The sequence below is a fragment of the Hyphomonas sp. genome (genome assembly GCF_016125515.1).
Taxonomy (GTDB): Bacteria; Pseudomonadota; Alphaproteobacteria; order Caulobacterales; family Hyphomonadaceae; genus Hyphomonas.
The window spans coordinates 185,784-197,472 of the sequence record NZ_WGLO01000009.1; the positions used below are offsets into that span (position 1 = coordinate 185,784).

At 62.2% G+C, this 11,689-nt stretch carries 9 protein-coding genes; 6 read left to right on the plus strand and 3 right to left on the minus strand.

Annotation, left to right across the window (positions count from 1 at the left end; all coding sequences use genetic code 11):
* The first annotated feature begins 4 nt into the window (after window positions 1-4).
* A complete protein-coding gene (locus GC148_RS09025; RefSeq protein WP_291070346.1) occupies window positions 5-511 on the plus strand; it encodes a hypothetical protein in 507 nt (168 codons plus the stop codon).
* On the opposite strand, the gene GC148_RS09030 is transcribed toward GC148_RS09025, so the two are convergent.
* The 3 genes from GC148_RS09030 to GC148_RS09040 all read right to left on the minus strand — a co-directional run bounded on the left by GC148_RS09030 (window position 508) and on the right by GC148_RS09040 (window position 6,134).
* Entirely contained in the window at window positions 508-2,058 is a 1,551-nt protein-coding gene (locus tag GC148_RS09030) for a family 43 glycosylhydrolase (RefSeq protein WP_291070347.1), read from the minus strand. The genes GC148_RS09025 and GC148_RS09030 overlap by 4 nt on opposite strands.
* 201 nt (window positions 2,059-2,259) lie before the next feature.
* Window positions 2,260-5,109, minus strand: a complete 2,850-nt coding sequence (locus GC148_RS09035; RefSeq protein WP_291070348.1) for a TonB-dependent receptor — start codon at window positions 5,107-5,109, stop codon at window positions 2,260-2,262.
* Window positions 5,110-5,285: 176 nt separating this feature from the next.
* The gene (locus GC148_RS09040) at window positions 5,286-6,134 is read right to left on the minus strand and encodes a hypothetical protein (RefSeq protein WP_291070349.1); all 849 of its coding nucleotides are present in this window, start codon (window positions 6,132-6,134) and stop codon (window positions 5,286-5,288) included.
* A gap of 184 nt (window positions 6,135-6,318) precedes the next feature.
* On the opposite strand from GC148_RS09040, the gene GC148_RS09045 reads away from it, so the two are divergent.
* From GC148_RS09045 to GC148_RS09065, 5 genes are all read left to right on the plus strand, one after another.
* On the plus strand, window positions 6,319-7,722 hold the full coding sequence (locus GC148_RS09045; RefSeq protein ID WP_291070350.1) for a pectate lyase: 1,404 nt from the start codon (window positions 6,319-6,321) through the stop codon (window positions 7,720-7,722).
* 81 nt (window positions 7,723-7,803) lie between these two features.
* Entirely contained in the window at window positions 7,804-8,898 is a 1,095-nt protein-coding gene (locus tag GC148_RS09050; RefSeq protein WP_291070351.1) for a LacI family DNA-binding transcriptional regulator, read from the plus strand.
* Window positions 8,899-8,987: 89 nt separating this feature from the next.
* Complete coding sequence (gene kduI / locus GC148_RS09055) at window positions 8,988-9,833, plus strand: 5-dehydro-4-deoxy-D-glucuronate isomerase (RefSeq protein WP_291070352.1); 846 nt, start codon at window positions 8,988-8,990, stop codon at window positions 9,831-9,833.
* A 9-nt stretch (window positions 9,834-9,842) separates the two neighbouring features.
* Window positions 9,843-10,601: a 2-dehydro-3-deoxy-D-gluconate 5-dehydrogenase KduD gene (kduD, locus tag GC148_RS09060; RefSeq protein ID WP_291070353.1), complete on the plus strand. Its 759-nt coding sequence runs from the start codon at window positions 9,843-9,845 to the stop codon at window positions 10,599-10,601.
* 24 nt (window positions 10,602-10,625) lie between these two features.
* Complete coding sequence (locus GC148_RS09065; protein WP_291070354.1) at window positions 10,626-11,624, plus strand: sugar kinase; 999 nt, start codon at window positions 10,626-10,628, stop codon at window positions 11,622-11,624.
* Window positions 11,625-11,689: the final 65 nt, after the last annotated feature.

The following is an 11,689-nucleotide window of genomic DNA, read 5'->3' on the forward strand; positions in this document are numbered from 1 at the left end:
AGCGATGAACAGGAAATTTGCGACATTGGCGACCGTGGCGGCGGGCGCGCTTGCCGCTTGTGCAACGCCTCCAACCACCGGAGTCGTCATCACCAATATTGCGGTTGACGAAACACCCGCTGAGGTACGCGCCCTCGCCGTAGGCGCAGTAAAAGGGTTCGTCATCGCCGAGGTGCAGAAGAAGGTGCGCGACGGGCGAACCTATTATGATGTCGAAGGGGAATTGCCGGATGGCAGTGAACTGGAGTTCGACATCCTGATGACAGCAGCGGGCCCGCAGATTGTGGAGACGCAGCGCGATCTCGACTGGAGCGCGGTGCCGGTGGCGGTGCGCGCGGCGGCGGAGGCGGCTGCGCCCGGCCTGTCACCGGTGCGTGTTATCGAAAGTACGCAGACGGACGGAACCGTGATCTTTGAATTGTTTGCGCCGGGTGCGCCCTCGGATCCAGCCATCGAAGTTTCATGGGCGGGTAGCGTGGCAGCGATTTTGACTGAACGCTGGCCGCACTAAAGCGCCCGGTATGTCACGTTCCGGATTCTCGCTTCGCCGCCGCCGCACGCATAAAGAGCGGGACGCAAGCTCAGGAAATCGCCATCAGTGTTATGATGGTAGCCTGAGACCTCCATCTGGACACCATATTTTTCCCAGGCGGAGCCCTCGCGGCGCGTATACATCGTGACGATGTGGCGGTCGTTGCGGATACGTACGAAAAGGCGGTTGCCAGGGTTCTCGGGCGCGCGGCCCCGCCGAGAGCGACCGTAGCGGTGCATGACGAGCCCGTTCGCATCGAAGCCGAGCCCAGCATAGAGGCGTTTGGAGTAGAACAGCAGGAGGCCTGCCTCCGTGCCATTGGCCAGCTCGATATCGGCTTCGACCTCGTACGCGAGATCGCCGCAGACGAAGCAGAGGGGGGAGGTATTGGCTGGGCCAGTGCCTTTTGCGGCCAAGGCGAGACCATCCTGCGTCAACCTGAAACGTGAGCTTTCATCTGGGCCCGGATTATAGAACGCCCAAAGTGTTCCGAGGCGGTTTGTGGAAAAGTTGTCGGATAGCGGTTGGCCGTGCGTCTGATGGGTTGAGATTGAGGGTTTGCGCAGCGGCTTGGATAGGTCACCGCCCCTCGCGATTGGCCAGCCGTCTGCAGACCAGTCGACAGGATCTAGCAGCATCTGACGTCCAAGGGTCCAGAATCCGTTTTCGTAGCCGTGATAAGCCATCCACCAATTACCATCGCTCCCCTCAACGAGCGTGGCGTGTCCCCGTGACCACCATTTTTCATCAGCGGACCAGGTGCGCACGATGGGGTTGTGGGGACAGTCTTCCCACGGACCATGGATGGAGCTGGATCGGGCGACAATAACCATGTGTCCGGTGGGCGGGCCGGCGGTGCCGCCGACTGCGGTTATCATGTAGAACCAGTCGCCCCGGCGCGTGATTTTAGGCCCTTCGGGCGAGAAGCCTTCGACGGTCCACTCGTCCGGATAGCGCCAGGGATCGTAGACATGCTCGACCTGGCCTATTGTCGAGAGCCCGTCTTCCGAAAGGCGCACGCGGTCGCCGCCCGACAGGAACAGGTAGCGATGGCTATCCTCGCCGACGGCGTGCCCCGGGTCGATATGGGCGGGCAGCTTCAAGTCGATGGGGTCGCTCCAGGGGCCTTCGATCCGATCCGCCCAGATGACGTAGTTTGACCGGTAGTTTGGAAAGCGGGCGGGAATGTAGAGATAGTAGCGTCCGGCATGCTTGCAAAGCTCCGGCGCCCATACCGAACCGATGGGCGTTGTTAGGGCAGCGGTAATCGAGGACCAGTTCACAAGGTCAGTTGATTTCCAGATCACGAGGCCTGGGTAGGCGTCGAAGCTTGAGCACGTCATGTAATATGTGTCGCCGTCTCGAAGGACCGAGGGATCGGGATGATCGCCGGCGAAGACGGGGTTCAGGAATTTGCCATTGCCGAGATCGGCGCGGCGCTGGCCTTCGAACCCTCGCGCCCATGCGAGACCTGACCAGCGCTCCCCGGAAGGGGAGAGCAGGCCTTCGCGTGGGTCTGTGGTCATTGACGCGGTCGAACATGCTGTGAGGGGGAGGCCAGCCAGGCCTGCAAGGGTCATGCGGCGGGTGAACGTCATAGGGATGCTCTGTCATCGTAGGCTGCTAGATACAAATCCGCCGGCTCGTAGGGGCGAGCCGGCGGCAAAGGTTCAATTGAGGACGTGCGGCCGAGGGAGTAGGCGATTCCGCACGTGTCCGTTCAGTCTTTAGTAGCGATAGCGAACGCCGACCACGAACTCGCGGCCCGTGTGCTCGTAGTTCAGGTTGTTGTGGCGTTCGCTGTTGATCCAGCGCTCGTCATAAACGTCCGTGATGTTGATCGCTTCGAAGGTCAGCTCGAATTGTTCGGACAGTTCGTAGGAGGCCGAGAAGTCGATGTTCATCGTGGCGGCTTTGCCTTCGACATCGTTTCCGCTCGATGCAGGCACGGTGGTCAGGTACTCGTCGCGCCAGCTGCTGGAGATGCGGGCTTCGAACGGGCCGCGCTCGTAGTAAAGCGTCGCCGACATCGAGGACGGGGATTGGCCGATGAGCGGTTGGGTCACCGTAGCGCCGCTGGTCGGGTTGATGATGTAGTCGAATTCCGACTCAATTTCGGTGTAGTTCACCAGACCTCCGAAGCCGTGCAAGGCTTCGGGGACGAAGTCGAAGTTGAATGGCGTCTGAAGTGTCACTTCGAAGCCGTTGACCACGCCGCCCGGGGTGTTGACGAAGGTTGTCACCGCGAAGATGTCGTCCTGCGTCACGCCTGGCGGCAGGAGCGATACCGGGAAACCGGTCTGCGAGTAGGGGATGTCCTGGCGCAGACGTTGGGTGAAGCTCTCGATGTTCTTGCGGAACAGGGCGACCGAGAAGAGAGCCTCATCATACGGATACCATTCCAACGAGAGATCCACATTGTTTGAGCGGATCGGTTCGAGGAATGGGTTGCCGGCTGTGAGTGACAGGCCCGGAGGGCTGGCATCCACGGAGCCACCCGGCGTCAACGAGGCAAGGCTGGGACGAGCGATGGTCTTTGCCGCGGCGATGCGAAGCAAAACGTTCTCGGCAGGCTCGATCACGATGTTCAGCGCCGGCAGTGTGTCTTCATACTTGAAGACGGCTGTGGTCGGCGAACCGCTGAGGATGCCGGTCGCTTCGAGTTCAGTTTCCACGTAGCGCACGCCGACATTTCCGCGCACCGGGACGTAGCCAAAATCGGTGCGCCAATCGAGTTGGACGTAGGCACCTTTCGACGTTTCCGTCGCGCTGCGGGTTTCACCGGCGAACTGGCTGAGGCGCCAGTCTCCATACTCGTTCACGCAATCACAATCGAAATCGACGATGGCGTTGAGGGCGTTCAAGTCGGGGATGACCCAGGTAGTCGGCGTGCCGCCTGGCAGATCCATGCCGTTTCCGAAGCCGGTGATCGTGGTTGTATAGTCCGCGAGCGTATAGCCGTTGTTCGCAAGCGCCGTCAGAGTGGCGGCAGAGACGCCTTCGGTTGCCTTGCGACGTTCCTTAACGTCAAATCCGAACTCCTTTTGCGAAACGCCGCCGGACAGCGTGAGCATGTCATTGATGTCCCAAGCCAGATCGATCCGGCCGGTCTCGTAGGAGTTCAAGGTCTTGTTCGGCCGTTCACGGATGATCGACGCATCACCGAGAGCGTTGCTCGAAGTGAACGTAAAGTTGGCCGGGTCCGTTACGTCGAAGCCGTAACTGAACGCCGGCAGATTCGGATCGGAGTAGTCATAAGAATAGCCGTCGACGTCATGGCGCTCAAGTGACACGGTTGTCTGTTGCGGGTTTTTGCCGATCGCGCGCGAGACGCCGAAAAGACCGGAAAGGTGGAGGGAGTCCGACAGGTCCGACTCGAACGACAGCGAATTCTGGAAGAACTCGGTGGCAAGAACGTCAATCCGCTGCTCGGTGCGGACATCGACGTCATTGAACGTCGCCTGGACGAGCGTGTCGTTGTTGTCCACAACGCCGCTGATGAGGTCCATTGTCCGCAGGCCTTGGGCGGCGGTTTCGCGGGCGAGCGAGATAACTTCGAGGAACTCTTCTTTGCGCGTCTGGTCGAGTTTCGCATAGAGCGAGTCGAATGTGATCTCGGTGCCGTTCCACGGCTCAAACTGGATCGCGCCCGTAAGGCCGAGGCGTTCGCGGTCGTAGCTGATGCGGCCATAGCGCGGAATGCGCGGAGCAGCCGCGTTGGCGGCGGCAACTTGAGCGGCTGTGCCCGTCAGTACGTTCCCGCTCGCATCCGTGATGGTGCCAACGGACTGGTAGCAACGAGTGATGTTGACGTAGTTCGGGCCGTTACAGCCGTCGTCAGCCGGGACGCGGAACCGGCCCGAGCTTGAGCCTTCTTCGAACGTGTTGCGGGTCGAGTAGGCGACCGACACAAGCGCGCCGAGGCGGCCATCGAGCCAGCGGTCCGAGATCAGGCCCGTGAAGCGGGGATCGGTGTTTTCCGACAAGTCATTGTACGAGGCGTTTGCGCCGGCGGCCATCGTGAAGCCATCATAGTCAAATGGCTTGGCCGAACGCAGCTGAACCGTTGCGCCAAGCGAGCCCTCTTCGACTTCGGCTTCTTGCGACTTGGCGACTTTCACGCTCGTGAAAAGGTCGGCAGCGAAGACGTTGAAGTCAAACTGGCGGTTTCGGTTGGCGCGGCCGTCACGGCCGCCGGTGGTTGCGAGGGCTTCCATGCCGTTGATCTGCACACGCACGAAGTCCGAGCTGAGACCGCGGACGTTGATCGAACGGCCTTCGCCGCCGTCACGGTCGATCTGCACGCCAGGAACCCGCTGCAGGGCTTCCGCGAGGTTGAGGTCAGGGAAATCTGCAATGTCTTCTGCGCTGATCGCGTCGACAATGCCGGTCTCATTGCGCTTGACCGCGATGGCCTGTTGCAAGCTCTGCCGGAAGCCGGTGACGACGACTGTTTCCTGGCGGCTTTCGTCTTCAGGGGCGTCTTGCTCCTGTGCCGTGGCGCCGCCCGCAATCAGACCGACAACGGCCGCGCCCATGAGTAGCCGGAAATTGAAGCTGGTATCCTTGAAACGCATCGGTGCTCTCCTCCCAGAATTGAGCGTTTTTCTGCAAGACGGCCGCCTTCAAGAGAAGCCGTTCAGTTTGTTACCGGTAGCATGGCAAAGCATGATACCGGTGTCAATTGCTTTTGTTTCGATCTTGTCATGATCAGGTGCATCATTGGCGAGTGCTGCAAAATTTGTTTCTTTGATCAGGCGCGGCTGGCCGGTGAATACGTGCTGTGTGCGGTTTCTGCGCGGCACGGAATGGCGCGCAGGCCGGCCATTTCGATAAGCGTGGACTGGCCGGGAGCGATCACGTGGACGCCGGTGACAGCGCCGGTCGAGATGTGCATCCCGCGCTTGAGGGGCAGGTTTCGGCGGGCGCATATTTCTAGCAGCGCGCGCAGCGATTCGAACGGACCGCCGGGTACGGACATTGCGTCTGCTGCGCCAACCTCCACGCCATTTATAGACGTACGGAACTTCCAGTCTGACGGAGACGCGTCGCGCCAACCGGGAATCTCGGCGCCGAGAATCAAGCCGTTATTGTTTCCGAAATCGGATATGGTAACGAGCGGGCCATGGTCATTGATTTCAGCAAACGGGCTGGAGGCGATTTCAACGCCGACCCGCAGGTAAGCCGCAATTTCCTTGGCTTCATTGAGCGTCCAGTCGAGTTTTTCAGCGGGCGCATCCTCGCCGACTTCGATGACCACTTCGCCTTCGACGGCTCCAAAGCCGTTCTGGAACAGGAAGATCGGGCTGGCCGATTCAGTGGCCTCTACAATCTGCCGGCTGAAGATCGGACCGGCCAGTCGATCGGTGCCAAGCTGAGCGTCCCAGGGCGGATTGATACGTCCGACCTTCCAGCCGGCAATCTCGTCCGGCCACAGATTGATGGCTTGGGACTGGACGGCATAAGCCTGCTCCAGCGTGGCAGGCAGATCGCCCGGATAGGCGGCGATGGAGCGACCTGCCAGACGGGCCTCAACAAACGCCGAGGCCCGCGGATCCACCGCAGAAGCACCCGAGCGTGTCAAAGGTCTTGGGTCTTGCATGCCGTTCTATCCCTCGTCGCCGCCGCAATTCATTCCGCCCGCGTGTCCAATTGTTTTATGGCCCCGCCGTCGCTGGACAGGCGCGGAAACCGGTGTCATAATGTGGGCAATCGGGTGTGTGTCAATCGAATTTTATGTCTCGGTGCCCGGAAAAACGCTTAGAAGCTTAGATGGGAGGACATTGATGTCCATGCAACTCCACCGGGTCGCTGCGGCCTTCGCGTTTGCTGCACTCGCGCCGCTCGCCAGCTGTGCAACGCCGCTGGGCTCTGGCGAAACCAGCGCGCCGGAGACGGTCGAACTGGCGGATGCCTATGCGCCGCCTCCGGTTCAACCAGAATGGTTCTTTCCCGCAATGGATTGGGAATCGATCACGGTCGGCGGACGTGGCGGCGAGATCGTGAAGGTCACGAACCTGGACAATCGCGGCCCCGGCAGCTTCCGCGACGCTGTGGAAAAGGAAGGCGCCCGTATCATCGTGTTCGAGGTGGGCGGTGTGATCGATCTCGAGAAGGAAACGCTCGTCATCTCAAATCCGCATGTCACGATAGCAGGACAGACGGCGCCTTCGCCGGGCATCACGCTGATCCGGGGCGGCATCGACGTGAAGGCCAGCGACGCCATCATCCAGCACATCCGCGTCCGGCCTGGCGATAATGGCGAGGAACGCGGTTCGGGCTTTGCCGAAGATTCGATTTCGACCGCCAGCGCGCACAACCTGATCCTTGATCACTGCTCGCTCACCTGGGCGGTGGATGAAAACATGTCTGCGTCCGGCCCGCGTTTCACCGGCGAAACGCCGGACGATTGGCACAAGGGCACCTCGCACAACATCCTGTACAGCCACAATCTGGTGGCCGAAGGACTGTCCGACGCGACCCACCCGAAATTCGAGCATTCGAAAGGTTCGCTGATCCATGACAACGTCACGGACATCCTGATCTACGCCAATCTGTATGCGCACAATTATGAGCGCAATCCGCTGTTCAAAGGCGGTGTGCACGGCCAGATCGTCAACAATTTCATCTATAATCCCGGCCAACGGGCCGTGCACTACAATCTCCAGGGGCTCGAATGGGGCGCGGTCCCGTTCGAGGTGGGCCGCATGGATCTGATCGCAAACGTGATGCGCGGCGGCCAGTCCACCCGCGAAGGACTGCCCCTGCTGATGATCGGCGGTGATGGCGACCTTGAAGTCTACGCAAAAGGAAACATCGCGGTAGATTGGAAGGGTGATGCGCTCCCGCAACGCGGACGCTACACGACCGGTCGCGCCCGGATCGTCGATGCGGAATCGCCGCAGCCGCTGCCGGAAGGCCTTCCGGTCCTCGCGGCAGAGGATGTCGAGCGGTTCGTGCTTGCCAGTGCCGGCGCGCGGCCCTGGGACCGGGACGGGCATGACGTTCGGGTACTGGCAGATGTGGCGGAAGGCCGGGGCGACATCATCGACAGCCAGTCCGAAGTGGGCGGTTATCCCCGGATGACGCCGACCTACCGCGCTTTTGACGAGACGCTTTGGGACCTCGAAACCATGCTGCCGAAGGCGCCCGAGGCGCTGGACAGCAGCCAGAAGGGCCGGGGGACCTGAACGGGGTGGAACTTGCCAAATGCTGGTCTCCGCGCGAGACAGGTATTTGGCAAGTTTTCCCGTTGAACCAAGGGCCTGTTTTTGACCGAAGTACCCGACTCCGAAGAACAAATTGAAATCGCTGATGCCCTTCGCGAAGCTGCCGCTTTCCGGCTGACGGGCCGCGCGACCATCAACGATATCGCGCGCATCGCGAAGGTGTCTAAGAAGACCGTTTCCCGAGTGATCAACGAGAGTCCGTTGGTCAAGCCGCGAACCCGGCATCTCGTGAAGACGATCATCGCCGAACTCGGCTTCACGCCGGATCCGCAGGCCCGGGCCCTCGCCCTGCGCCGGTCGTTCCTGGTGGGGCTGGTCTATGACAATCCCAGTCCGCAATACGTCGTGAACATGCAGCGCGGCATCCTCGACGGGCTTGAGGATACCGATTTCCAGCTGGTGCTGAGGCCGGTGAACCGGGCCGATGCCAATTATTGGGAGCGGCTGCGCCAGTTCATCCTGCAGCATAAGCCCTTCGGTCTCATCCTGCCGCCTTCGGTGTCCGAGGACGAGGAGCTGGCGGACATGCTGCGCGAGCATGGCGTGGACTATGTGCGCATCGCGTCGGTGGAACTGGACACGCCGGAGCGGATGATTCGCACGCACGACGCCGAAGGTGCGGCGCAGGCCGCGCGCCACCTGTGTTCGCTCGGCCACGTCGACATCGCCCACATCCAGGGACCCGAAACCTTCCGCTCGGCCCATGAGCGCCGGAGCGGCTTCGTGCGGGGGCTGGCCGAGGCCAGCCGCAGCCTGCCATCCGACATGATCGCCGAGGCAGGATACACTTTCGATTCGGGCCTGCAGGCGATGGAGCGGCTGATCTACGCTAAGCGGCGTCCGACCGCGGTCTTCGCCGGCAACGACGAGATGGCGACCGGCGCCTATGTGGCGGTTCGCAAGGCCGGGCTGCGCATTCCGGATGACATCTCGATTGTCGGCTTTGACGATACGCCGATCGCGGGGCGGCTTTGGCCGGCCCTGACGACCGTTCGCCTGCCGATCCGCGAGATGGGCGGGGCGGCGGCCCGGCTGCTGCTCGACAAGGCAGCGGGCAAGAAACAGACCGAAATCATCAGCTTTGCGCCGGAAATCGTGGTGCGGGATTCCACCGCGCCGCCGCCGAAAGCGGGTTAAAGCCAACGCGGGCGACAAGGCCGCTTGCAGTGTGCTGCCCCAGTTGATATGACACCGGTTACCAAACTCAGAAAGAACGGGAGTGCCAGATGTTCGAGAAAACGTTCCACGCCACGCATCCAGACATGATGGAAGGCGCCTCGAACGACGATCTGCGCGCCCGCTATATCGTCTCGGGCCTGTTCGTCGCGGACACTATGAAGCTGAATTATTCGCACAATGAGCGCATGGTCATCGGCGGCGCGATGCCGGTGAAGTCAAAAGTCTCCCTTCCGGACCAGACCGAGCCAGCCTCGGCTGCGGGCCAGCCATTCCTGGAGCGGCGCGAACTCGGGGTCATCAATGTCGGCGCCGGCGCCGGCGCCGTGACGGTCGATGGAACAGCCTACGAAATGGCGCCCCGCGACGGCCTCTATGTGCCGATGGGCTCGAAGGTCGATTTCGCCTCGGCCGATGCCGCCTCGCCGGCGAAGTATTACCTCGTCTCCACACCGGCCCACGCCCGTCATGAGACGGTCAAGCTGTCGGTCGAAAAAGCCGTTCCGCTGGAGCGGGGTTCGCTCGCGGAAAGCAATAAGCGCGTGATCTACCAGTACATTGTGCCGACCACAGCCAAGTCCTGCCAGTTGCTCCTTGGTCTGACGATCCTCGATACTGGCTCGGTCTGGAACACGATGCCGCCGCACCTGCATGATCGCCGTTCGGAAGTGTATTTCTACTTCGGCATGGGCGAGAATGACCGCGTGTTCCACTTCATGGGCGAGCCGGACAAGGCGCGCCACCTCGTGATGAACAATGACGAGGCCGTGATCTCGCCGCCCTGGTCGATCCACATGGGCTCCGGCACCAAGAGCTATGCCTTCATCTGGGCGATGGGCGGGGAAAACCTCGACTATACCGACATGAACGTGCTCGATATCTGCCAGCTGAAATAGGGGCAGGACATGTCATCGGCATTCGATCTGACGGGAAAGGTGGCGCTCGTGACCGGCGCCAATACGGGGCTCGGCCAGGGGCTGGCAGTCGGGCTCGCAGCAGCAGGCGCAGACATCGTGGCGGCCGGGCGCTCCACGCCATCCGAAACCGAGGCGGCGGTGAAAGCGCTGGGGCGGAAGTTTGCCTTTGTACCGGCGGATTTCTCGAAACCCTCAACGGCCGGCGATGTGGCCGCGAAGGCGGAAACGCCGTTCGGGCCGATCAACATCCTCGTCAACAATGCCGGCACGATCAAACGCAATGACGCCCTGGATTTCACAGAGTCCGACTGGGACGAAGTGATGGATGTGAACCTCAAGTCAGTCTTCTTCCTCAGCCAGGCGGTCGCACGCAGCATGGTGGCGGGCGGCGATGGCGGCAAGATCATCAACATCGCCTCGATGCTGTCTTTCCAGGGCGGAATCCGAGTGGCGAGCTACACCTCCTCGAAGAGCGGCGTGGCGGGGCTGACCAAGCTGCTGGCGAACGAATGGGCCAAGCACGGCATCAACGTGAACGCCATCGCGCCCGGCTATTTCGCCACCAACAATACCGACGCCCTGCGCGCCGATGAAAAGCGCAACACCGAGATCCTCGGCCGCATTCCGGCCGGGCGCTGGGGGCAGCCTTCGGACCTTGCCGGGGCGGCCGTGTTCCTCGCTTCGGGCGCTTCGGATTATGTGCACGGAACAATCCTCGCCGTGGACGGCGGCTGGCTCGCGCGCTAGTCAGGGGCTCGGGAGACCGCCAACATGGGTGCACGCGTCATCTGCTTCGGCGAATTGCTGCTGCGCCTCACCGCGCCGGGCAACGAGCGCCTGCTTCAGTCCTGGTCGCTGGATGTCTGCACTGGCGGCGCCGAGGCCAACGTGGCCGTCTCGCTGGCCGCGTTCGGACACCGGGTCCAGTTCGCCAGCGTGGTGTCGGCGAGCCCTCTCGGCGCGGCGGCGCTCGGCGAATTGCAGCGGGCGGGCGTTGCCACGGGCAGCGTGCTGCGCGGCCCGCAACGCATGGGGCTCTACTTCCTGGAGCCCGGCGCAGTGCTGCGCCCCTCTGCGATCACCTATGACCGCGCGGGGTCTGCCTTTGCCGCAGCGGCGCCGGACGCGATCGACTGGTCCGCACTTCTTCCGGGAGCGGATCTTTTCCACATTTCGGGTGTGACGCCCGCGATCGGGCCCCGGGCAGCCGAGGCCGCCGTGCGCGTCGTCAAGGCGGCCAACGAAATGGGCGTGCCGGTCTCTTTCGATGGCAATTACCGCGCGCTCCTCTGGGACGCCTGGAAGGGCGACGGCCCCGGGATCCTGAAAGAAATCCTCTCCGGCGCCAGCACGGCCTTCATCAATGAGCGCGATCTGGCCTTGATCCTTGGCCGGTCCTTCGTCTCGCGCGCCGAGGCCTTCCAGGCGGCCTTCGACACGTTCCCGAGACTGGAGCGAATTGCTGCCACGACCCGTGTGCAGGCCTCCGTCGAGGATCAGGCGCTGGCCGCCGAACTGGTGACGCGGGAAGGGCGGTGGGTCTCCCGCCGCCATGACCTTCCCGGCGTGGTCGACCGGATCGGCGGCGGCGATGCCTTCGCTGCGGGCGCGCTCCACGCCGTCCTTGAGGGCCGCGATCCGCAATACGTGATCGAATTTGCGGCCGCAGCAGGGGCGCTGAAGCACTCGATCCCGGGTGATTTCAACCGGGTCAGCGTCGCCGAAGTCGAGGCCGCGATGGCGGGCGGAAGCCTGGACGTGCGCCGCTAAAGGCAAAGTGTGTAAGGTATTGACACCGGTTACCATACGGTCAGTATGGGCCGCAAAAGAAGAAG

Excerpts from the sequence above, each read along its gene's own strand:
- GC148_RS09025 (WP_291070346.1), top strand. The coding sequence starts at position 5 with ATGAACAGGAAATTTGCGACATTGGCGACCGTGGCGGCGGGCGCGCTT.
- GC148_RS09030 (WP_291070347.1), bottom strand. The coding sequence starts at position 2,058 with ATGACCACAGACCCACGCGAAGGCCTGCTCTCCCCTTCCGGGGAGCGC.
- GC148_RS09035 (WP_291070348.1), bottom strand. The coding sequence starts at position 5,109 with ATGCGTTTCAAGGATACCAGCTTCAATTTCCGGCTACTCATGGGCGCG.
- GC148_RS09040 (WP_291070349.1), bottom strand. The coding sequence starts at position 6,134 with ATGCAAGACCCAAGACCTTTGACACGCTCGGGTGCTTCTGCGGTGGAT.
- GC148_RS09045 (WP_291070350.1), top strand. The coding sequence starts at position 6,319 with ATGTCCATGCAACTCCACCGGGTCGCTGCGGCCTTCGCGTTTGCTGCA.
- kduI (WP_291070352.1), top strand. The coding sequence starts at position 8,988 with ATGTTCGAGAAAACGTTCCACGCCACGCATCCAGACATGATGGAAGGC.
- kduD (WP_291070353.1), top strand. The coding sequence starts at position 9,843 with ATGTCATCGGCATTCGATCTGACGGGAAAGGTGGCGCTCGTGACCGGC.
- GC148_RS09065 (WP_291070354.1), top strand. The coding sequence starts at position 10,626 with ATGGGTGCACGCGTCATCTGCTTCGGCGAATTGCTGCTGCGCCTCACC.